This is a genomic window from Rhodanobacter sp. FW101-FHT13A11 (assembly GCF_058790335.1).
On the sequence record NZ_JBYTCN010000011.1, the window covers coordinates 100,456 to 124,786 of the forward strand.

The 24,331-nt window shown below is 62.2% G+C and carries 11 protein-coding genes, 1 tRNA gene and 1 pseudogene; 8 read left to right on the forward strand and 5 right to left on the reverse strand.

The window, feature by feature from the left end; translation table 11 throughout:
• Positions 1-4: 4 nt before the first annotated feature.
• Positions 5-1,078, reverse strand: a complete 1,074-nt coding sequence (locus AC3WRN_RS13285; RefSeq protein ID WP_492623336.1) for a GGDEF domain-containing protein — start codon at positions 1,076-1,078, stop codon at positions 5-7.
• A 278-nt stretch (positions 1,079-1,356) separates the two neighbouring features.
• Between AC3WRN_RS13285 and AC3WRN_RS13290 the strand changes: the two genes are divergently transcribed.
• The 8 genes from AC3WRN_RS13290 to AC3WRN_RS13325 all read left to right on the forward strand — a co-directional run bounded on the left by AC3WRN_RS13290 (position 1,357) and on the right by AC3WRN_RS13325 (position 21,518).
• The gene (locus AC3WRN_RS13290) at positions 1,357-3,255 is read left to right on the forward strand and encodes a M61 family metallopeptidase (protein ID WP_492623337.1); all 1,899 of its coding nucleotides are present in this window, start codon (positions 1,357-1,359) and stop codon (positions 3,253-3,255) included.
• Positions 3,256-3,422: 167 nt separating this feature from the next.
• Positions 3,423-3,499, forward strand: a tRNA-Arg gene (locus tag AC3WRN_RS13295).
• Between the two features lie 494 nt (positions 3,500-3,993).
• Complete coding sequence (locus tag AC3WRN_RS13300) at positions 3,994-9,261, forward strand: DEAD/DEAH box helicase (protein ID WP_492623338.1); 5,268 nt, start codon at positions 3,994-3,996, stop codon at positions 9,259-9,261.
• An 11-nt stretch (positions 9,262-9,272) separates the two neighbouring features.
• Positions 9,273-12,077, forward strand: a complete 2,805-nt coding sequence (locus AC3WRN_RS13305; protein ID WP_492623339.1) for a DUF8741 domain-containing protein — start codon at positions 9,273-9,275, stop codon at positions 12,075-12,077.
• Positions 12,074-16,462 (forward strand): Eco57I restriction-modification methylase domain-containing protein, encoded by a 4,389-nt coding sequence (locus tag AC3WRN_RS13310; protein WP_492623340.1) that lies wholly within the window; start codon positions 12,074-12,076, stop codon positions 16,460-16,462. Before AC3WRN_RS13305 ends, AC3WRN_RS13310 begins: the two co-directional genes overlap by 4 nt.
• Before the next feature lie 6 nt (positions 16,463-16,468).
• On the forward strand, positions 16,469-18,412 hold the full coding sequence (locus AC3WRN_RS13315) for a hypothetical protein (RefSeq protein WP_492623341.1): 1,944 nt from the start codon (positions 16,469-16,471) through the stop codon (positions 18,410-18,412).
• Between the two features lie 55 nt (positions 18,413-18,467).
• Positions 18,468-20,324: a DUF262 domain-containing protein gene (locus AC3WRN_RS13320; RefSeq protein ID WP_492623342.1), complete on the forward strand. Its 1,857-nt coding sequence runs from the start codon at positions 18,468-18,470 to the stop codon at positions 20,322-20,324.
• Between the two features lie 63 nt (positions 20,325-20,387).
• Positions 20,388-21,518, forward strand: a complete 1,131-nt coding sequence (locus AC3WRN_RS13325) for an HNH endonuclease (RefSeq protein WP_492623343.1) — start codon at positions 20,388-20,390, stop codon at positions 21,516-21,518.
• Positions 21,519-21,635: 117 nt separating this feature from the next.
• Here the strand turns inward: AC3WRN_RS13325 and AC3WRN_RS13330 are convergent, their stop codons facing one another.
• From AC3WRN_RS13330 to AC3WRN_RS13345, 4 genes and pseudogenes are all read right to left on the reverse strand, one after another.
• Positions 21,636-21,905 (reverse strand): hypothetical protein, encoded by a 270-nt coding sequence (locus tag AC3WRN_RS13330; RefSeq protein ID WP_492623344.1) that lies wholly within the window; start codon positions 21,903-21,905, stop codon positions 21,636-21,638.
• A 323-nt stretch (positions 21,906-22,228) separates the two neighbouring features.
• Positions 22,229-22,915: a hypothetical protein gene (locus tag AC3WRN_RS13335; RefSeq protein WP_492623349.1), complete on the reverse strand. Its 687-nt coding sequence runs from the start codon at positions 22,913-22,915 to the stop codon at positions 22,229-22,231.
• Between the two features lie 162 nt (positions 22,916-23,077).
• A pseudogene (locus tag AC3WRN_RS13340) lies at positions 23,078-23,515 on the reverse strand (TniQ family protein); the annotation flags it as partial.
• On the reverse strand, positions 23,512-24,228 hold the full coding sequence (locus AC3WRN_RS13345; RefSeq protein ID WP_492623345.1) for a TniB family NTP-binding protein: 717 nt from the start codon (positions 24,226-24,228) through the stop codon (positions 23,512-23,514). The pseudogene AC3WRN_RS13340 and the gene AC3WRN_RS13345, both read right to left, overlap by 4 nt.
• Between the last annotated feature and the right edge of the window lie 103 nt (positions 24,229-24,331).

The window sequence follows — 24,331 nt, forward strand, 5'->3', positions numbered from 1 at the left end:
GGGGTCAGGCGCTGACGACCCGGTCGCGGCCGTCGCGTTTGGCCTGGCGCATCGCCTGGTCGGCGCGGGCCAGCAGGGTTTCGATGACTTCGTCGGCGTGGCCGCCGCATTCGGCCACGCCGATGCTCACGGTCAACGGGCCGTCCGGGCGCCGGATCTCGTGCATCGACTGGCGCAGCTGCTCGGCGCGTGCGCCGGCCTGCTGCAGGTCGAGGCCGGGCAGCAGCATCGCGAACTCCTCGCCGCCGATGCGGCCGATCAGGTCGCCCTGGCGCATCTGCCGGCGCATCGTCGTGGCCAGCGCGATCAGCGCGGCATCCCCCGCGGCGTGGCCGTGGTCGTCGTTGAGCGGCTTGAAGTGGTCGGCATCCAGGTAAAGCACGCACACCGGCTGCTGTCGGCGACGGATATCGCCCAGCGCGAGTCGCGCCAGTTCCAGGAAGCGGTTGCGCACCAGCAGGCCGGTGAGGCCATCGGTGTTGGCCTGCTCGCGCAGCTGGCGCTCAAGCCGGAACTGCTCGAACAGGGTGCGCGCCATGAACGCGCGCAGCACCGTCGACAGCGCGATCGCGATCGCCATGTAGACCAGGTACTGGAAGACCTGCGCGCTGTCGGCGCTGCCGAACAGCAGCATCGGCAGCGGCCCCAGCGCGCACAGCAGCATGGCGGCGACGAAATCCCAGCGGCCCAGCCAGATCACCGACGACGCCACCGGCAGCAGCAGCCCGGGCAGCATCACGGACTGCCGGTGTATGTCGTCCATGCCGTTGAGGTTGATGCCGATCTCCAGCAGCAGGACGCACAGCAGGGTCAGCGCGCTGAGCAGGCGCGGCTGCCGCACGTGCCGGGTCGATGCGGCCACCAGCAGCAGCGGGGCCAGCGGCGCGAGGCGCAGCCACAGCGGCAACGGCGAGTGGCGCACCAGGGTGCTGGCGGTGACCGCCGCCAGATAGGCCAGTGCGCCCACCAGCATCAGGGCGTGGATCATCGGCCCCATCTGCTGCGCCAGATAGTGGCTGTACTGGCGGCGTTGCTCCGCGTCGTCGGCTTGCCGGAGGTGCTTGAACAAGGCGTGCATGCGGGCTCTGTCGGACGGAGAGCCGGGGGGCTCGACCCAAGCCGAGCAAGATGGATGCCAGACCCGGGCCATCGGCTGGAACGGGTTCATGCGCGAGCCATGCTCGTGACCTTCGGCAGAGGTGAAGCCCGGCGTTGCCGGTCTAGCATCGACGCTTCGGATTCCTGTCGCGGCAACTTTCGGGGCATGGATTCCCCGAGCCTGCCTGGCCTGGGCGGCCTCTCGCCGCGGACCCCCGGTTCGTCCGGCAGGCTCCCATTTTCCACCCGGAGAACGCATTGAAAGCCACCCGCCTCGCTTCCGCCCTCGCCGCCGCCGCTCTCGGCCTGGCCAGTTTCGCCGCGCTTGCCGATGTCCCTGCGCCGCGGGATGTGCCGTATCAGGGCACCTTGAAGATCAAAGTGGACGCTACCGACGTGGCGCGCCGGATCTTCCGCGTGCACGAGGTGATTCCGGCGCAGCCGGGGCCGTTGACCCTGCTGTATCCGCAGTGGCTGCCCGGCAACCATTCGCCCAGCGGTCCGATCGACAAGCTGGCCGGCCTGGTGGTGACCGCGAACGGCAAGCCCCTGCCGTGGAAGCGCGACACGCTGGACGTCTACGCCTTCCACGTCGAGGTGCCCGAGGGCGCCAGCAGCGTCGAGGTGTCGTTCGAGTTCCTGTCGCCGCAGAGCACCCGCCAGGGCCGCGTGGTGATGACGCCGGAAATGCTGAACCTGCAGTGGAACGCCAACACGGTGTATCCGGCCGGCTACTTCGCCGGGCGCATCATGGCCGAGGCCAGCGTGACCTTCCCCGCCGGCTGGCAGTTCGGTAGCGCCTTGGAAGTGGCCTCGCGCGACGGCGACACCGTGCACTTCAAGCCGATCGCGTACGACGACCTGGTTGATTCGCCGATCTACGCCGGCAAGTACTTCAAGCGCGTGGACCTGGACCCCGGCGCGAAGGCGCCGGTGCACCTCAACATCGTGGCGGACGCGCCGAAGTACCTGGAGATCACCCCGCAGCAGCTGAAGCTGCACCAGAACCTGGTGCAGCAGATGTACAAGCTGTACGGCGCGCATCACTACAACCACTACGACTTCCTGCTCTCGCTCAGCGACAAGATGAGCGGCAACGGCCTGGAGCACCACCGTTCCAGCGAGAACGGCACCGGCACCGGCTACTTCACCGAGTGGGACAAGAACGCGCTGGGCCGCGACCTGCTGCCGCACGAGTTCAACCACTCGTGGGACGGCAAGTACCGCCGCGGCGCCGACCTCGCCACGCCGAACTTCAACGTGCCGATGCAGGACTCGCTGCTGTGGGTCTACGAGGGCCAGACCCAGTTCTGGGGCCAGGTGATGGCGGCACGCTCGGGCCTGTGGAACCAGGAGCAGGCGCACGACATGCTCGCCTTCGTCGCCGCCACCTACGACCGCGGCCGTCCCGGCCTGGCCAGTTGGCGCAACGTGCAGGACACCACCAACGACCCGATCATCGCCAAGCGCGCGCCGCTGCCGTACCGCAACTACCAGGGCAGCGAGGACTACTACTCCGCCGGCCAGATGATCTGGCTCGATGTCGATGCCAAGCTGCGCGACCTCAGCAAGGGCAAGCATGCCATCGACGATTTCGCCAAGGCATTCTTCGGCATGGACAACGGCCAGTGGGACGTCAACACCTACACCTTCGAGGACGTGGTGAAGACGCTCAACGGCATCCAGCCGTTCGACTGGACCAGCTACCTGCGCAGCCGCCTGGACGGCCACGGCCCGCTGACCGGCGGCATCGAGGGGCACGGCTGGAAGCTGGTCTATACCGACAAGCCGTCCGCCGCGGTGAAGGCGATCGAGGCGCGCCGGCATTTCGCCGACCTCACCTATTCGCTCGGCCTCTCGGTGGGCAAGGACGGCGGCATCGCCGACGTGCTGTGGGACAGCCCCGCGTTCAAGGCCGGCATCTCGCCCGGCATGACGGTGGTCGCCGTCAACAGCCGCGACTACGATCCCGACGCGCTGAAGGATGCCGTCACCGCCGCCGCGAAGGACAAGAACCAGCCGGTCGAGCTGCTGGTGAAGAACTTCGACCAGTACCAGACCGTGCGCATCGACTACCACGACGGCCTGAAGTACCCGCACCTGGTCCGCGACGCCAGCCGGCCCGATACCTTGGGCGAGCTGCTCAAGGCCCGCTGAGGCCGCGCCTTGCGCCCTTCCCCTGACGGGAGAAGGCGCCGGAGCGAGGGCACGGCCGAAGCGCCGCACCCCGCGCCGTGCCGCGCATGCCGTCCGGCGGCAACTCGGCTATACTGCGCTCCCCCGCGGTGCCGGCCTCCGGCCACAGCCCGCGCGCGGCTTTGCATGCGCCCGTAGCTCAGCTGGATAGAGTACTGCCCTCCGAAGGCAGGGGTCGTGGGTTCGAATCCCGCCGGGCGCACCATCCTTTTGCGAACGAACCGACGCGGTGGACAAATCACCATAAAGCGTCACTTTTGACGCTTTATGCCGTCTCGGGCTCTGACACGAATTGCCGCTTGTTCGTTAAGCGCACGGAGTAGGTTGGACAGTTTTGGGGACATCAGTCCATCCAACGCTCTATCTTGTAGCGGATGCTTGTGGTCGGAATGGCTGCTATCTCATAGAAATTTCTTTGCGGATCATAAAGATCGGCGGCATGCCTGCGCCTTGTGGCAGCTCATAGGAGTCAATTGGAACTCCTGCAGCCTGGGCTCACGTGGGGCTGTGCAATCTCCCGTCGACGCTTACAACAAGGGCCAGCGTGTTGCTGTAGGTCATCATCAAAATGATGATGGGAGGCGTACGTGCGAACCGCGGAAGTGGGTCTGCTGGCATGCAAAGGATGGCCTGGCACCTGAAAGGGCTATGACTGCAGCGTTGAAAGAGGCATTCTCAACGGTGGACCACGGGGGATCCATGGACGTATTCGCGCTACGACAGCACCTGATTGAGGACTACAGCCGGTTCGCTCGTTCTTTCACGACCATTCTGGCTGACGACCTGCGTCAGGGAGTCGATGACGCCTACGCGAGTGGCCGTTACTGGCCCGAGCCACTGATCCAGATCAACCCGCGTTACCTGCGTGGCCGCACGACGACCCAGCTTGCAGCGGCTGGAGAGTTGCACCAGCACACAGCCCAATGCTTCCCCATTGACCTCTACCGCCACCAAGAGCAGGCCATTGCATTCGGTGCAAGGGGAGAGAGCTTCGTCGTCACCACCGGCACGGGATCGGGTAAGTCGCTTTGTTTCTTCCTTCCTATCGTCGACGCAGTGATCCGCGCCAAGGAAAAAGACAAAACGCCGCGCACGCGCGCCATCGTGATCTATCCAATGAACGCACTGGCCAATAGCCAGCGCGAGGAGCTGCAAAAGTTCCTGGGCAACGATGGCCCGGTGACATTCGCTCGCTATACCGGGCAGGAGGCACCGGAGGAGCGCGAGCGGATCAAGAACAACCCGCCTGACATCTTGCTGACCAACTTCATGATGCTGGAAATGCTCATGACACGTCAGTCCGACTTGGACACCCAGGTCATCCGCAACTGCGATGGACTGCAGTTTCTGGTATTGGACGAGCTGCACACCTACCGCGGCCGCCAAGGCGCCGACGTAGCCATGCTTGTCCGTCGCGTACGTGAACGCACAGCCGCAATGCACCTACAGTGCATCGGCACCTCGGCCACCATGGCTTCCGGCGGCAGCCAACAGAACCAGAACCGCCAGGTGGCCCAAGTCGCATCCACCTTGTTCGCGACGACCATTCCCGAATTCAACGTGGTTACCGAAGATCTAGATCGGGCCACCAATCCGACGAAAACAGCGGACTCGGTAAAGGGCGAACTGAGAGCTGCGATCGACGCCGGCATCCGACACGATTTAAGCGACGCCGAATTACGCGACCATCCCTTGGCCATCTGGGTAGAGACACGCTTGGGCATCACCCGCGATCAAGGGCATAAATGGGTGCGAGCCAAGCCACTGACAGTGGCCCAGGCCACTACTCTCTTGGCTCAGGAGTCTGGTGACACCGAAGCGAAGGCGGCCGAGGCGTTGCGCGATCTCTTGCTGACTGCCGCAATTCCGGAGCGCCAACGAGCACCCGGAAAAGGGGATGGGGACAAAGCCTTTTTCGCTTTCCGGCTGCACCAGTTCATCAGCGGCGCGGGCGTGGTCTACACCACCCTGGAAACCTATGGAATCCGCCCTGTCGAGCTGGAGGGGCAACAGTTCCTTCCCTCCGACCCAGCCAAGCGTCTCTATTCGACTCACTTCTGCCGAACCTGCGGACAGGATTACCACCCGGTGCGCCTGCGCCACGAGGCTGGTGGACACATGCTGCTCGCCCGCGACATTGACGACATGCCGCAACAGGGGGCGCGGGAGACGGAGGATTCCGATGCTGGCGATGATGCACAAGGTGAGCGCCTAGGCTTTCTACTGGGCGACACCTCACCCGGCGCGCTAGGGTTCGACGGGCGCATCGAGGACTATCCGGAGCCATGGATCGAAATCGCGCGCAATGGCGAGCTACGTCTGAAGCGCACACACCGTCACTTGGCGGCCGAGCAGATCTTGGTACAACCGGACGGGCGCGTCGGCTCAGGACGAGCGTACTGGTTCCTACCTGGCAAGTTTCGTTTCTGCCCTCAATGCCGCGACGTGTATGGCGCGCAGGGCAAGGACAGCAACCGACTGGCAGCGCTGTCTGCTGAAGGTCGAAGCTCGGCGACCACCTTGCTCACCACCAGCGTATTGCGCTGGATGCACGCTGATACAGATGGAACCATCGAGCCGGACAAGCGCAAGCTGCTCGGATTCACCGACAACCGCCAGGACGCGGCCCTACAAGCAGGCCATTTCAACGATTTCATCTTCGTCACCTTGTTGCGCGGCGCAACCTATCACGCACTACGCGAGGCAGGAAGCGAAGGTCTCTCCGATAGCACGCTGGGTGCGGCGGTTCGTGCGGCTCTAGGATTCGATCAGGAACTTGCACGCGACGAAGCTCCTGAAGAAAGCCAGCGTCGGGAGTGGATGCAGGACCCTGCGGCTATCGGGCGCGATTTGGCTGATGCCCGCGAGGCTCTACGTTTCGTATTGGCCTACCGCGCCTGGTATGACCAACGTCGTGGTTGGCGTTACACCAATCCTAACCTGGAAGAGCTTGGCTTGTTGCGCGCCGAGTACCACGACCTGTCGGCCTTATGCGGCGATGCGAGCGCATTTGCCGATGCGCCACCTTCGCTGCGCCATGCCTCGCCCGAAGTGCGCCAAAACGCTTTCCGCGTACTGTTCGATTACATGCGCAAGGGGCTGGCAGTTGATGCGGCCGCACTCGATCCACAAATGCTTCACCAGCATCGCGATGATGCATTGCGACTGCTGCGTGACCCATGGGGTATTGCCCGCGAGGAACGGCTTCTGGGGTGGCGCTGGCTGTTCCTTAGGCCCCCACCTTTGCAGAATCAGCGCGGCAAGAACGAGGAACTGATACTGCGCGGCGGCCTTCAGACCCAGCTCGGCAAAGCGCTGCGCGACTCCCAATTGTGGCATGACGCCCATGCCGGCTCGCTCGACAGCAAGGAATACCAGGCGCTGTTCGAGGCAATGATCCGCGCGGCCCAGGCAGCGGGCTTCATCCGTCGCGATGAGCACACCCTGTTCAATGTGCCGGGTTTTCGTCTCAATGCCGGGCGCATCCGTCTGTTTGCCGGCGATGGCGGCGGCAAGCGTACCAATGACTTTTTCACCACCCAGTACCAGGCTGTTGCCGATGTGCTCGCACAGCGCGACCGATCCCTGTTCGGGCTCGAAGCGCGCGAGCACACTGCCCAAGTGGACGCTGAATTGCGTGCGCTACGCGAAATCCGCTTCCGCTTTGGCGAATCGGAGCAGGTACGGTTGGGCACGGAGCTGAAGGATGATGCCCATCAATTGGGCGAATCCAATCGTTTCCTGCCGGTGATGTTCTGCTCGCCGACCATGGAGTTGGGTGTGGATATCTCCGCGCTCAATGCCGTCTACCTGCGCAACGTACCGCCCACACCCGCCAACTACGTGCAGCGCGCCGGACGCGCCGGACGCAGTGGCCAAGCTGCACTGGTGGTGACGTACTGTGCCGCCCGAAGCCCGCATGACCAGTATTTTTTCCGCAATCCGGCCGGCATGGTGCACGGTGTGGTTCGGGCACCTCTGTTGGATCTGGCGAATGAAGCCCTAATCCGCAGCCACCTGCAGGCCACCTGGCTGGCTGCCACCGGGCAAGCGTTGGAAAGCTCCATTGCCAAGGTCGTCGATCCTGGTCTGCCGAATGCCCCGGTGCGCAGCGAATTGGCCGCAGCCATGCATGTCGCCGCAGCAACGACATCCGCCACCACCCGCGCTACCCACATCCTGGAGGCGATGGCCGACCATCTCGAAGGTGACCAAGCCCCCTGGTATACGGGAGCGTCGGCCTACGCGCAGCAGGTAGTTGCCGCAGCACCGGCCGAGTTCAACGCAGCCTTCAACCGCTGGCGCGACCTGCTGAGTTCGGCCCAGCGGCAGAAACAGTTGGCCCAGGACACGCTCAATAATCTGGCCATCACGGATCGCCGCGAACGGGATGATGCCGCACGACGCGATCGCCAGGCCAACGACCAGATCACCTTGCTGCTGCACGGCAGGGATTCGCTCAGTAGCGATTTCTACACTTACCGTTACCTAGCCACCGAGGGTTTCCTGCCGGGCTACAACTTCCCGCGCCTGCCGCTGATGGCCTACGTGCCGGGCCGTGCCGACGTACGCGGCGGCAACGTATTCCTGCAACGGCCGCGCTTTTTGGCCTTGGCCGAATTCGGCCCTCGCAGCCTTGTCTACCACGAGGGGCGCGCCTACCGCGTGGTTCGTGTGCGCATTGCTTTGTCCGGCGCCAGTGATACCGCCACCGGAGGCACGCTCACGACCCAAGCTGCGCGCATCTGCGCCCACTGCGGTGCGGCACATTTCGCCAGCCACTGGAATGACTGCCACTCCTGTGGCATGTCGCTCGCGGACGCCGAGCAGGTCAACGGTCTGTACCGGATCGAAAACGTCGACACCGAACCGGCCGAGCGTATCACCGCCAACGATGAGGAGCGCCAGCGTCAGGCTTTCGAACTGCAAACGGTATTCGAGTGGGGTATCCGTCATGGTCAGGTCGATGCCAGCACCGTGCTGGCCCGTGACGCCGAAGGCGACATCCTGACTCTGCGTTACGGTCCGGGCGCCACCATCACCCGCATCAACAAAGGGCTGCGGCGGCGCAAGAATCCCAACCAGTTCGGCTTCTTCATCAACCCGCGCACCGGCTGGTGGGTCAAGGAAGACACGGACGACGGTAGCAGCGAGGGCAACAACGAGCGACTCCCGCCGCAACGCATCGTGCCATTCGTGCAGGACAACAAGAACGCTTTGATGTTGCAGCCTCAGGGCGAAAGCACGTCAACCACGCTGGCCACGCTTCAGTACGCACTCAAACGCGGCGTCGAAGCGGTGTACCAGTTAGAAGAAGCAGAGTTGCTGGCCGAGCCGTTGCCGAACGGACGCCAGCGCCAAGGCGTGCTCTTCTATGAGGCCACCGAAGGCGGCGCCGGCGTACTGACCCGTCTGGCCAACGATCCGGATGCGCTGGCCCAAGTGGCCCGGCATGCATTGCGCGTGATGCACTTCGACCTGCCGCTGGACGGCCCCATGCCTGCGTTCGATGCGCTGCACGACCGCGAGGACGCGCATTGCGTTGCCGGCTGCTACCGCTGCCTGCTGTCCTACTACAACCAGCCCGACCACGAACTCATCAATCGTCGCGATCCGGCGGCCCTGCGCCTGCTCTGGCGCCTCGCCCAGGTAAAGACTGAACTGCAAGCGCAACCACAGGCGCCCGCGCTCCCTTCTGAACCGCTAACTACACCCGGCTGGGCTGGACAGTGGCAAGCACAGTGCGCCGAGCATGCCGCTGCGCTGCCGCCGCCGGCTTGTGCTGGAGCCGGCGCCCAGGCGGTACTGCACTGGGCCGATCAGTACGCTGCCGTGGGTCTGCCCGACACCCCGCGCGAACTGCAAACCGCTTGGGAAGACCGCGGCTACACCTTCATCCGTTTCCCCGCCGATACCGCTGCCTGGCCGCCGCTATTCCAGCGTTTGGCGCGCCTGCTCGGCCTTTGATACAAGGCTTCATGAACACACCTGCACCTCAATACAGTCCCGGTTCGCTCGTTCGCGCCCGCGGTCGTGAATGGATCGTCGAACCCGGCAGCGTGGCACCACTGCTCCGGCTGCGTCCGCTTTCGGGCGGACAGGACGAAAGCGCCCTCGTGCACACCGGCCTCGAACCCGACATTGGCCCGGCACATTTTCCCTCGCCTGATCCAGAGCAAGAGGGCAGCCAGCAGGAAGCCACCTTGCTAGCCGACGCCTTGCGCATGGCGCTGCGGCGCGGCGCCGGCCCCTTTCGCTGCTTCGGCAATATCGCCGTGGAGCCGCGTACCTATCAGCTCGTGCCGCTGCTGATGGCGCTGCGCCTGGAGCCGGTGCGCCTGTTGGTTGCTGACGACGTCGGCATCGGCAAGACCATTGAGGCAGCCTTGATCGCGCGCGAGCTGTATGACCGCGGCGAGATCCAGCGGATGACCGTGCTGTGCCCGCCGCATCTTGTCGAGCAATGGCTGCGCGAACTCGATGAACGCTTCCACCTTCCGGCCGTGGCGGTCACCGCCACCAGCGCGGCACGACTGGAGCGTGGCCTGCCGGTGGGTGATTCCATCTTCCACGCCCACGCCATCACCGTGGTGAGCCTGGACTACATCAAGTCCGACCGTCACCGCCACGATTTCATCCGCGCTTGCCCGGAGTTCGTGATCGTCGACGAAGCCCACACCTGTGTGAATAGCGGGCAGGCGCGCCAGCAGCGTTTCGAGTTGTTGCGCGATCTGGCCGCCGATGCCGAGCGGCACCTGGTGCTGCTTACCGCCACGCCACACAGCGGCGACCAAGAGGCCTTCTATAGCCTGCTGGCCCTGCTCAAGCCCGAATTTGCCCAGCTTGCTACGGCCAGTGGTACTGCCAAGGACAAATTGCGCGAACAGCTCGCCCTGCATTTTGTGCAGCGCCGTCGCCCGGACATCGACGAGTGGCGCGACAGCAGCGTCTTTCCACAACGCGACACCGCCGAAATCACCTACCGACTAAGCGGTGAGTGGGACGGCTTCTTCCAGGACGTGCTGGACTACTGCCGCGACGTCACCGCCCGTGCCGGCGACGATGCCCGTCGCCAGCGGTTGAACTTCTGGGGCACCCTGGCGCTGATGCGCTGCGTCGCTTCGAGTCCTGCCGCCGCCGTGCAGGCCCTGCAAACCCGCCTGCGGACCGAGCAGGTCGAACAAGCACACGACGGCGTGCTGGCCAGCCTGTTCGACGGCAGCGAGGATCAGCTCGACCAAGACGACCTCGCTCCCGCTGCAGATACCGGCGATCCGGCCCTGCAGGTCTTGCTCACCAAGGCCCGCGCGCTCGCCGGCGAAGCGGACGACCCCAAGTTGCGTCTGCTCACCAAGCACCTCAAGCAGCTTATCGACGATGGCTTCAACCCGGTGGTGTTCTGCCGTTACATCGCCACTGCGCACTACCTGAAGGAACATCTACAAGGCAAGTTCCGTGGTGTGGCACTGGAAGTCATCACTGGCGAATATCCCTCCCAGGAACGCGAGCGTCGCATCGCTGCCCTGGGCGAAACCGAACGTCGCCTGCTGATTGCCACCGATTGCCTCTCCGAGGGCGTCAACCTGCAGGATTATTTCGACGCCGTTGTGCATTACGACCTGTCCTGGAACCCCACCCGCCATGAGCAGCGCGAAGGCCGCGTTGATCGCTTCGGCCAACCCAGCCCCCGGGTGCGAGCCACCCTGATCTACGGCGCCAACAATCCGGTGGATGGTGCGGTGCTGCAGGTGATCCTGCGCAAGGCGGAAAAGATCCGCCAGGAACTCGGCGTGCCGGTGCCCATCCCCGACGACGACCACACGCTCACCCAGGCATTGATGAAGGCGGTGATGCTGCGCAGCGAGCGCGCTGGCGGCCCGCAGCAGAGCTTCGATTTCGATCAGTACGAGGAGAGCCGTGCGCTCGACCTGCGCTGGACGGATCTTGCCGACAAGGCCAAGCGCAACCGTACCGTGTTCGCCCAGCGCCGCCTGCGCCCGGCCGACGTGCTTCCCGAGTGGGAGCGCATGCAAGCAGTGCTGGGCGCGAGCGAGGACGTGCGGCGCTTCACCACCCAGGCCATGGCCCGCCTCGGCGCGGGACTTGCTCCGCTGCCGCGACGTGGCGCCATCGCGTCGATTTCGGCCTTGCCGCCCACGCTGCGCGAACGCCTCGCCGCCGAAGGTATCCAGGGCGACTTGCGCATCGACTTCAGCCAGCCACCCGCGCCTCGCTGCCGCTATATCAGCCGTAGCCACCCATTGGTGAGCACCCTGGCCGACGAGTTGCTGGAGCGTGCCGTCAGCGGCGATGCACGCGACAACCAGCAACTTGCCACGCTCGGTCGCATCGGCGTGTGGCGTAGCCCGGCGGTAGCGACCATCACCACCGTGCTGCTGCTGCGCCTGCGTCACCAGATCACCGCCATCCGCGCCGGACAGAGCCGCGTGCTGTTGGTGGAAGAATCCCTACCGGTGGCATGGCAGGGGCGCACCGCTCCTACTGAGATGCAGGGCGAACAACTGCTCGCGTGGCTGGCTGCACCCGCAGCCGGCGACCTGCCCGATGTCGTGCGCCAGCGCGAGATGTACAACGCGCTGGCCCTGCTCGACGAGCGCCGCGCCGACTTGGAGGCCGTGGCCGACGCCCAGGCCGAACGCCTGCTGGCCGACCACCGCCGCGTGCGCGAAGCCGCCGATGCACGCGGCCGTTACGAGGTGCACGCACTCAAGCCGGTGGACGTGATTGCCCTCTACGTGCTGATGCCGGGAGGCGCGGCATGAGCCGTCGCACCACCGCTCTGGAGTTTGATGCCATCACCATCGAAGGCGGCCTGTTGCCGCCCGAGTGGCTGGGCACCATCGCCGCACTCAAGGCGCCGCAGCAGGCACCCTCCGACTACGGCATTCCCAAGGGCCTCAACCTGCGCGACGAACTGGGTCGCTACTGGCGCATCGCCCAGGCACACTGGAGCGATTATGCCGCCGCCCACGGTCGTGCCGAAGATCCGCACGCGCTAGCCCAACGCCTCGCGTTGAATCTTCTGCGCGAGGTCTTCGGCGCAGCCGACCTCACGCCGCATGCGTCGCCCTTGGAACAGGCCGAGCACCGTTATCCCATCACCGCCAGTGCCCGCGGTGGCCGCCTGCCAGTTGTCGTCGGGGCCGCGAATCAGCCCTTGGACGCACGCGACCGCCACTACGGCGACGCCGGTCGCCAACGCAGCGCCTTCGGCCTGTTGCAGGAATACCTGAACGCCGACGACGCTGCATTGTGGGGCATCGCCACCAATGGCAGCGTGTTGCGACTGGCCCGCGACAACGCCAGCCTCACACGTCCCGCCTGGATCGAGGCGGATCTGGCGCGCATCTTCGGAGAGGATCGCTTCGCCGACTTCTCCCTGTTGTGGCTGGTGATCCACGCCAGCCGCTTCGGCAAGCCCGAGGCACTGCCGCAGCATTGCCCGCTGGAAGCCTGGCGCGAAGCCAGCAAGGAGCAAGGCACGCGCGCCCGTGACGATCTTCGCCGTGGCGTCGAAGCCAGCCTGCTCGCGCTGGGCCAGGGCTTTCTGGCCGAACCGGCCAACCAGCGTCTGCGCGATGTCCTGGCCAGTGGCGAGCTCGATGCCCACAGTTATTTCCAGCAGTTGCTGCGCCTGGTGTATCGATTGATCTTCCTGCTCACCGTGGAAGAGCGAGGCCAGTTGCATCCGTCGGGTGCCGATCCACTGGCAGTGCAGCTTTACACCGAGGGCTACGGCCTGCGCCGCTTGCGCGAGCGCGCCCGCCGTCGTCGTGCTTTTGATCGCCACAGTGATCAGTGGCAAAGCCTATTGCCCGTCTTCGCCGGTCTCGCCCAAGGCCAACCGCTATTGGCGTTGCCGCCGCTGGGTGGCCTGTTTGCGCTCGAACAATGCGCCGACCTCGACACCTCTAAGCTGGGCAACCATGCCCTGCTCGAAGCGATGTTCATGCTCGGCTGGATCGGCACCGGCAGCAGCCTCGCCCGCATCAACTGGCGCGACATGGGGCCGGAAGAACTGGGCAGCGTCTACGAAAGCCTGCTGGAGTTGGTGCCCGTGATCAGTGCCGACGGCCATGCCTTCGGTTTCGCCAATGCCGATGCCGCCAAGGGCAACGCCCGCAAGACCACAGGTAGCTACTACACGCCTGACGCCCTGGTGCAGGAACTGCTGGATTCCGCGCTTGAACCCGTGATCGCCCAGCGCGTTCAAAGTGCAGCCAACCCTGAGGCTGCGCTGCTCGCCATTACCGTGTGCGATCCGGCCTGCGGCAGCGGCCACTTCCTGCTTGGTGCCGCACGCCGACTCGCCACGCACCTGGCCCAGTGGCGTGCGCAGGGCACGCCTACCGGCGAGGACTTCCGCCACGCCCTCCGCGACGTCATCACGCATTCGATCTTCGGCGTGGATCGCAACCCCATGGCGATCGAGCTCGCGCGCATGGCGCTATGGCTGGAGGCCATGACGCCGGACCGCCCACTGGGCTTCCTCGATCACCACTTGCAAGTGGGCGATGCCTTGTTGGGCCTGGCCGACCTCGCCGTGCTGGAGCACGGCATTCCCGGCGATGCCTACAAGGCGTTGTCCGGTGACGACAAAGCCACGTGCAAAGCACTCGCCAAGCAGAACGCCGCCGAACTCAAGGACATCGCGCGTAAGCGCACAGCGCAAAGCTACGGTCAGCGAGACTTGCTGGGTCTGCGCATGGCCGGACTGGACAAGCTGCAGGCGCTCGAAGCGCTGCCCGACACCACCCTCGCCGAGATCGCCGCCAAGCAGCATGCTTGGCAAGCCTTTGCGGACGCGGTGGCCGACAGCCCGCTGCGCCACGCTGCGGATCTGTGGTTGACCGCCTTCCTGCTACCCAAGGTAGCCGCGAACCAGCATGCGGTGCCCACTACCGGCAACGTGGTGCTGGAACTACTAGGCGAGCACGCAGCTCCAGGCCACGTCGAAAAACGCGAGGCCGCCGGTGCGGCCTGCGGCGAGGCCCGCGTGCTGCACTGGCCACTGGCCTTTCCGTTGGTGCATGCCGCCGGCGGCTTCGCCTGCGTGCTGGCCAATCCGCCGTGGGAACGCATCAAGCTGCAGGAAGAAGAGTTCTTCGCCAGCCGCCATGCCGACGTAGCGCAGGCAAGGAACAAGGCCGAACGCAGCCAGCGCATCCAGTGGCTCGCCGAAGGCATGCTCGCCGCGCATCTCGCCCCCGAGACCGGCCACAGCGAAATACAGGCCCAGGCCGAGCAGCGCCTCTACGCCGAGTTCATCGCGGCGCGGCGCGAAACCGAAGCCGCCAGCGTGTTCGCGCATGTGGATGGCAAGGACGGCGGTCGCTACCCGCTCACCGGCGTGGGCGACGTGAACACTTATGCGCTGTTTGCCGAGACCATGACACAAATTGTTGCGCGCTCGGGTCGTGCGGGATTTATTGTTCAGTCCGGCATTGGTACGGACGACTCAACAAAGCTGTTCTTCCAGTCACTAGTGAACGGAAATCGGCTTATTTCCTTCTTGGGCTTCGACAACGCAAAGCGCATTTTCCCGGCGGTACACCCTGATACGCCTTTTGCGCTTGTCACGATTGGTGGGGCCGAGCACTCGGCTCAACTAGCACACTACATTCTGTCTATCGATCAGCTTGCCGATCCGCGCCGCCACTTCACGCTCACACCGGACGAGTTCCGCCTCATCAATCCCAACACGCTTACCTGCCCGATCTTTCGCAGCGAACGCGATGCCGAACTGACCAAGAAGCTCTACCACGCATCCCCGGTGCTGATCGACGAAAACCGTGCCGGCGGCAACCCGTGGGGCATCAGCTTCATGCGCATGCTGGACATGTCCAACGACAGCCACCTGTTTCTCGACGCACCCGTTGAGCACTGCCTACCGCTGTACGAGGCCAAGCTTATTCACCAATTCGACCACCGCTGGGCTACTTACGAAGCGGGCAGCAGCCGCGACGTGACCGAGGTCGAGAAAGCTGATCCGGTGTTCACCATCACCCCTCGCTACTGGGTCGGCACCAGTGAAGTGCGCGAACGCCTCGCCAGCAAGAAGTGGCATCGAAATTGGTTGATGGGCTGGCGCGATATCACCAACGCCACCAACGAACGCACCGTGATAGCTAGCGTGGTGCCGCTGTCCGGCGTAGGCAACCAGATGCCACTGATGCTGTTGGACGAAGTTGATGATCCAAAGTTGTGGGCTGCGCTACTTGGAAACCTGTGCGGATTGACACTCGACTTTGTGGCCCGCCACAAGACCGGTGGCACGCACATGAACTACTTCATCTACAAGCAGCTTCCCGTCCTGCCTCCCACCCGCTACACCGACGCCGACCTCGCCTTTATCGTTCCGCGCGTGTTGGAACTCACCTACACAGCGCATGACCTGAAACCTTGGGCCGAAGACCTGGGCTACGATGGCCCGCCGTACGCTTTCCATCCCGAGCGTCGCGCACGACTGCGCGCCCAGCTCGACGCGTATTACGCCAAGCTCTACGGCCTTACTCGTGATGAGCTGCGCTACATTCTCGATCCCACCGAGGTGATGGGTGCTGACTACCCCAGCGAAACTTTTCGCGTCCTCAAGGACAAGGAAATTCGCCAGTTCCATACCTACCGGACGCAGGACTGGGTTCTCGAGGCCTGGGACGCGCTGGAGGTGCAACCGCCGATGGCGATACCGACGCCCAAACCTGCCCGCCGAACGGCGCCGCTCCCGGTCTACGCGGCAGGCACCACGCCGGCCACTGAGGTCGAAGACTGGCTGGCGGGGCTGGTGTGCGATGTGCTCGCACTGACGGAATCTTGCGACGACACCCACTTGCAACAAATCCTTACCGCAGCGTTACCTACGGGCACCCCTCACGCAGATGTGCTGACCGGATGGCTGGCGCCGGTGGCAGCAGGGCGCTTGCCGCAAATCCTAGCCGCGCTTCGCGGGCGACTTGGAGTGCCGACGACAGCACCATTCTCTATTCCGAACTCGCAAGCTATGGCCGGTGTGATGGGCGACCACCGCACCGATTCGCTGGCGCACGCCTTGGTCGAGGCACGTCGACAGGGCGAAGCCGCCTTGGCCGAGGTGATGGCTGCGACATCCCCGGCGACACAACAGGACGACCTGCAAAAAAGCGGGTAAGCCACGATGACCGATACCAACAACCCTTCCGCTGACAACACCAAGCCACGCCTGTGGGTGGAGACGCTGTGGTTGCTGGAGTCGCTGGCGGCCAACGAACCCCTGCGCGAGATCCCTTTGCAGCGCGGCCTCAACCTGATCGTTTCGCCGTCTCGAGCGGGCAGCCCGGGGCACGGCGTCGGCAAGACCGCGTTCTGCCAGTTGCTGCGCTTTGTGCTGGATGATCCCTTGTGGTCCGAAGGCTCGTCGCTGCGCGATGAGTTGTTGAACAGCAGCGAGTTGAAAGAGGGCGCCGTCGCCGCCCGTGTGCATGTGGGCGGGGAAGTCTGGATCGTGCTGAAGCCGTGGCGGCATCAGAAACTCTACCGAGCCTCGCGAACCACCGACTGGCGACAACTGGCTGCCGGTACTGCCGAAAACGAGTTCGCCGACTATCAGGCCGCACTGCATCAGCACCTGGTCGACATCCTGCCGGTGCAGGAACTGCCTGGATCGAAGCAGTCCATCGCGTGGCACCACATCCTGGCCTGGTGCTCGCGCGACCAGAATGCTCGCTACCAGAGCTACTACCAGTGGCGCGCAGAAGGGACGGGCTTCAGTCTTCCAGCCAAATCCCCGGCTGCCCTGATGCAGATTGTGCTGGGCCTGCTCCGCGACGCCAGCTTGTTGCGCGCACTCGGAAAGGCATCCAAACAGATCGAGGAGAAAAAGACGGAGCTGCAGGATCTGCGCGAAGAACCTGCGCGGTTGATGAAGCACGTGCGCGTGCAGCTCAGTCGCCGTCTCGATGCACCAGGCGCCATGCCGTTCCGTCAGGACGGACTGATTGACCACCCCAACCTGATCGGCCTCGCCAAGCAACGGCAAGCGGCGTATCAGCAGGAGTTGCACGAGGTCGACACTGAACGAAACGGGCTCAATGGAGCGCGCCAGCCCTTGGCGGAGAAACTGGCCCCGTTGAACAGCGCAATAAGCCTGCTGGCCAACGAGATTGCGCAGTCCGAAGCCATCATCGCCGGCAAACTCGACGAGGTGGAGAAACTGCGCAACGAAGCCTCGTCCCTGCAGCAACTACTCCCGACATGGTGCGACGCAGGGTATCGACAACTCCAGCACTGCAGCCACGTGATGGAGCGCATCACCGAGACGCAGATCGACCGCAAACAACGCACGGTAGGGCATCAGAAATCGAACGAGGATCTAGAGCGCAGGCTGGTGGCATTTCGCCAACGATTGGGCGAAGTGCAGGCGGCCGTAGCGCCTATCCAAGCGCAATGGGATGCCATCGACCAGCAGGGAGCTGAACTTGATCAGCGGCATGCGCAAGCCTTGTCTGCCGACCAGCTACTGCGCGACGACATTGAAGTCTACGAACACTACGAAGACGTGGTGTCGGGTAGAGCGTCGTGGGCTGCCATCGAGGCGGCAGAACGCAAACTCGAAGCCCTGGAGAACCAGTATGCGCAACTACGTATCCAGGCAGACAGCGAGCGCGATGCGACGCAGGGTCGCAGGAAAACCATCAGCGAAGGCATGAAAGCCGTGGCGCAATCGATGCCGCCATTCCGCTGGGGCGTGTTCAACGATGCCGAAAAGCACCGCAACCGGCCGTTTCGTATGGGCCCCGCGCACTCGACCGCCTTCAGTGTGTTGGAAGTCCTGGCCGGGGATATCGCCTGCCTGCTCGACAGCGCTTCCGCGGAGAGCTTCCATCCGGGATTTCTTCTGCACGACTCACCCCGGGAAGCGGAGATGAGCGAAGGCCTGCTCTGGGCCTTACTGCAGTACGTCGTCTCGCAGTCGGCTGCGGATTTTCAGTACATCGTCACCACTTCTACGCAGCCGGATGAAGTGTTCACGTCGTTCGTTCGTCTCGAGTTGTCTTCCGATAAGGATGGTGAACTTTTGTTGTGCAGGCGTATCGGATCGCATGACGCGCCGCTGCTCTGAGCCGTTACCGTACACGCTGTGCCGCAATAAAATTGATTAGGGAATATCAAATCAAATGAGCGCCTCACCAAAGATCGAGTCCGCGGATCTCTCCATCGAGCAGATATACAAGGACTTCTATGTTGTACCCCCGTACCAGCGTGAGTACGTGTGGTCTGATGCAGATGTGCAGGCTTTCGCCGACGACATCTACGATGAGTTCTACGGCAATCGAGGTGAACTATTGCCCGACCGGGAATACTTCATTGGCAGCATCGTGGTGTGCCGTAATGCCCATGGCGCCTACGAACTGATCGACGGCCAACAGCGGATGACCACGATTTTTCTGTTCCTCTGCGCGATACGCGATTCTCTGCTGGCGACGGGTGCATCGGCCAGCAAGTCGTTGGAGGCGATGATCTGCGATAGCCGAACGGGTGATGACGGGGAAGACGTACAGGACTACCGCCTGCTCCTACAGTACGAAGACAGCCGTGACGTACTCGTACGGATTGCGCAGGGCGGAAACGCGGGTGCACGCGACGACACCCAATCCATGCGGTGCATCTGCGAGGCCTATCGCACCTTGCGCAATTTCCTCAGCGGCGAATTCAAAGATGATGCCGACGAGATCAAACGCTTCTTCGTCGCGTTCATCCGCCGAGTGAAGTTGATTCGGATCGTAACGCCGAACCTCGCGCATGCTTTGAAAGTATTCGAGACAGTGAATGACCGCGGCGTTGGCCTGACCGCGATGGATCTTCTCAAGAATCTACTGTTCATGCGCACCTCAGCCGAGGAATATCCGAAGCTCCAGAGCTTATGGAAGGAGCTGACGACGCACTTGGAGGCATGCAAAGAAAAGCCATTGCGATTCCTACGTTATTACGTGATGGCCACCTACAAGGACTTCCGCAGCAGTTCGACTAGCAAGCCCGTCCGTGAGGACGAGCTTTATGAGTGGTTCGGCAAGCATTCCAAAACAACAGGCATCGACGACAAGCCGCTACTGTTTGCGAAGGAGCTTGTGGCTGCGGCTCGCGATTACCGTGCGTTTGCCGCGGGCCAAGCTCCGGACGGAGGCATGCCGATTGCGGGTCTGCAAAATATCCAGTACCTGAGTGGCAAGGCACGCCAGCACTTCATCCTTATGCTGGCCGCGCGGCACTTACCCACTGACGCGCTGATAGAGCTGGCACGGCAGGTGGAGAACCTGTTCTTTGTCTTCGTGATCGTCCGCGAGCCAACCAAGAACTTCGAATGGATGTTCGGTGATTGGTCCGAAGATCTGCGTGGGGCCAATTCACTTGAGGACGTGCAGCGCATCATCCGCATGCGGGTTGCACCGCAGGTGGAAGGCAAGTCGCGGCAATTCGACTTCGCTATGAGCGAGCTCGCGGCAACTGCAGTACCCAAGTACAGGTTGAAATACGTGCTGGCCAAACTCGCTCAGTTTGTGGACCAAGTTGCCTGGCAGGGCGCGCAAAGCGCCCAAAAGCTTGATCACTACCTGGACGGAAAGCTCGAGATCGAGCACATCTTCCCTCAGAAGCCAGATGCGGCTTCATGGCCAGTCATCAACGGCTCCGAAGAAGAGGCCCGTAGCACACAGCAATTGGGAAACCTGACCTTACTGGAAAAGCCACTCAACGCAGCGGTGTGCAACGAGGGCTTCGACAGGAAGCTCGCGGCCTACAAGGATTCCAAACTTATGCTGACGCGTGCGATCGGAAATCCAGTCGTATTTGGCAAGAACACCTCGTTGCAGCGTGCCATGGACCTGATGACTACTCAACTTTCGGGCGCCGCCGTGACGACGAAAGAAGTGACTGCTTGGACGAAACAGGATATCGAACGGCGTCAAGGAATGCTGGCCGGACTCGCACGCGAGGTATGGATGGTGGATCGGTTCTGTGAGCAAGCACGGACGTGAGGAGCGCCCTTACTTACATGCCACGCCGTGACGGCCACTGAGGGAGTGCGACGAGTTAGAACAATGAAACGGGAACTGATCGATGACTCGCTGTGGTTCATCCACAAGGATGGCACCAGCCTCTATCCATGGCTGCGCTATTCGAATCGTCACCAGCGGCGAGGCTTCTGGGTTTCCGACGGTTCCAACCTAATCGAAGACGCGATACCGATCGATACGGTCGCCGAACTGGTGCGGGAAGTGTTTTCACATGGGCGTAGTGTTTGGCTATCCGACGGTGGTAGTCGCACCGGTTTGTTCCGTTTCGGCCACGATGCCATCAAGTCTTGGGGAGCCGTCGCCACAGTTCAGCAGCTGGTCGATCATGTTGGGAAGCCCGAGCATGGTGGGAAAGACGCTCGTAGCTCGAAAATTGTCGAGCAAGGTGAAGATGCCGGGTTTGCTCAGGGCTCCGATGTAGGCGGATTGCCAGTACTAGAAGCCAAGGCTTTGGCCGATGCAGGCTACGATCTTGTATCAGCTGCGCCCGACGGCTGGCTAATGGCGTCCATCAGTGGCTCTAGTGCGCAAGTCATGGTCAAACCCTCTGAAGGTGGGATGCTTCTTGCCCTTCCCGAGAGTGGGATGGTGGAAAGAGTCGGTCTTCACACAGTGGAGGCTTCAATACCGACCGACATGGCGGGCGTAGGCCAGGTCAAAGGTGCTATTCAGCTATTTGAGTCGTTGCGTTTGCTACATTCGCTGCAGACTCATCCGGCAGCAGTCTTGTCAGCCCGTCTAGAGGCGCGCTTGGCAGCGATTCCGGAAACAGAGCGCACACGTGAAGTGCGCCAACGCATCGGGCAGGATGTGTTCCGAGAGGCGCTGATCGATCTGTGGCAAAGCCGCTGCGCGGTGACCGGCCTCGCGTTACCACCGGCGTTGTTGCGCGCCAGCCATGCCAAGCCATGGGCCAAGGCCACCGACAGTGAGCGTTTGGATCCATTCAACGGTCTACTGTTAGCGATCCATTTGGACGCGATGTTCGACACGGGTTTAATCGCTTTCGATGACGAGGGCCAACTCCTCTGCTCATCTCGCCTCGATGCAGCAACGCGCTCCTACTATGGATTGGACAACGAGCTCTCGCTTCAATCCCATGCGCCAGGTCATACGCCATACTTGCGTTGGCATCGAGAGTTTGTGTTTCGGTAGAGTCAGGCGAACCGCATTGCCCGGAGGGGAGGTCACGGCGAGTGTTCATCTTGGCCAGTGCGGCGCTGAACCCGTGATCGCTCTCGGAACGCCGATCTCCCCTATCTGGGTAGTGGATTAGGTTCCGAAGATCTGCACGCCGCTGTGACAGATTTTGTCGAGTGACTTAACTGGTGCCAGAAATCTCATGTCGAGCGGCGGCGCGAGCTCAAGTGCCTCTGTTTTGAAAGCGAGCGTAACCAGCTGGAGGAGGCGCTCCTGATGTGTCTTGGCAGCCACGATGGTAAGGAGCAGGATGACTGCTGCGCTATCGTCTTCGTGATGCAGCTCCGTCAGGAAAGCCATCTTTACCGTGGCCTCTTTCTCAAACAGGTTGCGTAGGATCATGTTTAGCGCAACCGTGGACACAGATGGTGGCCCGATCAGGAATTCGGTCTCCGCCGGCATCTCGCCCATACATAGTGAAGCTGCCAAGCGGCCTTCCCTCCAAGAGCGCCGTAACCTCTGGTGGGTAGAGTGCGATCGCATCCACGTTCGGATTAAGCATCAGTGAGGCACCTTGCGTCAGCTCGAACAGATCTCGGCCCGACATCGCCACAATGAGGGCTGCCTTGTTCGCTGCCTCTTCTGCTTGCCCTTTGTCACTGAAGACATGACCGGGACGGGTCTGTGATTAACCCGAATAAGAATTGACGCGGTGTGTACCTCTGTTAGTGGAGCGGCTCGCGACATGCGGCGATCTTGGCCAAGGCAACACGTAGAGCTGATCGCGCGACTGCTTTCGGCACATGGATTTCCCTCATCATCTGAGCAACGGCATTCATCCGATGCAATCGCCTTCCAGATCGCTGCAACTCCTCAAGAAGCTTTGTGACATAGCTGTATGCCACACCAAACCTTGTAATTTTGGCGGCTTCAATGCGGCTCCTGCGCTCGTCGCCGTATGCCGTGCAGAGTCTCGAGTGGATACGATAAAAGCTGGAGACACTTACCCTGTTCTCCAAACATACTTCCACCAGAGGGGGTAGCAAGGTCGGGCGAGGAAGTTTCATCAGCTTATGCAAGGTTCGAATACAAAGCTGATAACCGCGTTTGTTAAACCCGCCTCGGCGGGGAGGTTTGGGAGTATCAATGTCAGACTCAAACAGGCTTGGGGAAACCGCCTCCTCCGGCCGAAGAAGGATTTCCACTGGCGTTGTTCCCCAGACCGCTGCCACCTGAAAAATGGTCGACCAGCGATGGCCCTGGACTCGCGGCCTCTCGAGTTCCTTCCACGTTGGTCGCCGCCGCCCCTCTGCGGAGGCAATCTGCGTCACCTTCATAAAGAACGTCGAAAGGGCATCAGGCGAAATTTCTGCAGAGGCGGGAGTCGCGATATGTTCAAGCACCTTCAGCATTTGCGTCTGGCACCATACCTCCCAAGGCGTGAGTACATCTTGCGTCGCGTCGCACACCTTTAATGCAGAGCCGCACTTGGTGCACAGCTTCCTAGCCGGGCCAATGCGCCAGTCACGTTGATACGAGCCGCACCGTGCGCAACGGTCGAGGAGCCTCGTATCGTGGATGGGGCAGTACGTGATCTGCGGGATCCACCACGCTAGCGGTTCGGCAGTTATATTCTCGTGCTGCGCATAGCAAAGTGGGCACCATCGGCGCCTTTGCACGCATGACCCCGACTGATTTCGGCTGAGAACGCCGCGAAGACGCAGTAATGTTCCATATGCAAGATGATCGGCACCGGTCAGCCGCTCCAGCCGTTGGGCAAGGACCGCGGTTCGTCCTGAGTGTGCACAAAATACGACCGGGTAGAGATCAATGCTCCTTAGCTTCGGAGCATCCTCAATACGTAGATACACGGAGTCGTTGCACAACACCTTGGCCAGTTGTTTCGCCGTAACCTGATGCGCATCAGCCAAGCGGCAAAAGTAGGAGGCCAGCGACTCGACGAGCGGCGTGCCCAAACCGCGCAAATGAAGCGGAGCAAGTATTGACCTCACGGCTTGGCACCACAGGGGTCACGGTCAGGCTTGCGTCGGCCGGGGCGTTTTTTATTTCCTCGCTTTCTTAGAACTGGTGTCGGAATTTTGGCAAGTTCGCCCCTGATCCGCGCCTCCCCTGTGTCGATCTCATGCTTCAGCCGCTGCATCTGAACCGGTGTGTACCTGGCTACCTCCATATCTTGCCACTGCAATAAATCCCTGTCTTGAGAGAGAGCGGCGAGCTTCGCTCGTTCAAATAATCCGTCCACCTCTCCGAAAACCCCTAAGGTCCAAGCCAAGATGTCCTTTGCATGTAGATCCAGCGTGCGCGGCTCTTCAAACTTTAGCGACTTGGAATACATGCGTAACACGGCAAAGAATGCATCGCGATCATTTTTGATGCTTTCATCGTACCGTCGTAGGTGAATAAGGCGGCAACGGCGATTGAGTTGCGCGCTATGGTTCCATATCTCAAGCAAATCATAAGTTCCGAAAAGGAAGATGATGATCCCAAGTCTTTCCGCCAAGACCTTCAAGCTTTCAAGATGATCGGATGGACTGCGATTTATGTGCGTGAGGCACATGCTTTGGGCTTCGTCTACGAAGATGGTCTGAACACGTACAGCCTTTGCCAGGTGTTCGAACGCGCGCCTGATCTTTGTCTCCGTCATGGGAACGCGAATCGTGCTCCAGAACTCTTCGCCTAAGAAAGCCAGTTGTTCCGGTGTCATTGCTTTTGCTTGCTGATCTCCCGCTAGGGTTCTACCCCGTTAACGCGGACACTTCTAAGAAGACCGATCATGGTCAAAAAGGAGTGTCATGTCCAAGCGAAGA

Excerpts from the sequence above, each read along its gene's own strand:
- AC3WRN_RS13335 (WP_492623349.1), bottom strand. The coding sequence starts at position 22,915 with ATGCTGAAGGTGCTTGAACATATCGCGACTCCCGCCTCTGCAGAAATT.
- AC3WRN_RS13325 (WP_492623343.1), top strand. The coding sequence starts at position 20,388 with ATGAAACGGGAACTGATCGATGACTCGCTGTGGTTCATCCACAAGGAT.
- AC3WRN_RS13285 (WP_492623336.1), bottom strand. The coding sequence starts at position 1,078 with ATGCACGCCTTGTTCAAGCACCTCCGGCAAGCCGACGACGCGGAGCAA.
- AC3WRN_RS13320 (WP_492623342.1), top strand. The coding sequence starts at position 18,468 with ATGAGCGCCTCACCAAAGATCGAGTCCGCGGATCTCTCCATCGAGCAG.
- AC3WRN_RS13315 (WP_492623341.1), top strand. The coding sequence starts at position 16,469 with ATGACCGATACCAACAACCCTTCCGCTGACAACACCAAGCCACGCCTG.
- AC3WRN_RS13330 (WP_492623344.1), bottom strand. The coding sequence starts at position 21,905 with ATGATCCTACGCAACCTGTTTGAGAAAGAGGCCACGGTAAAGATGGCT.
- AC3WRN_RS13300 (WP_492623338.1), top strand. The coding sequence starts at position 3,994 with ATGGACGTATTCGCGCTACGACAGCACCTGATTGAGGACTACAGCCGG.
- AC3WRN_RS13345 (WP_492623345.1), bottom strand. The coding sequence starts at position 24,228 with ATGACACCGGAACAACTGGCTTTCTTAGGCGAAGAGTTCTGGAGCACG.
- AC3WRN_RS13310 (WP_492623340.1), top strand. The coding sequence starts at position 12,074 with ATGAGCCGTCGCACCACCGCTCTGGAGTTTGATGCCATCACCATCGAA.
- AC3WRN_RS13305 (WP_492623339.1), top strand. The coding sequence starts at position 9,273 with ATGAACACACCTGCACCTCAATACAGTCCCGGTTCGCTCGTTCGCGCC.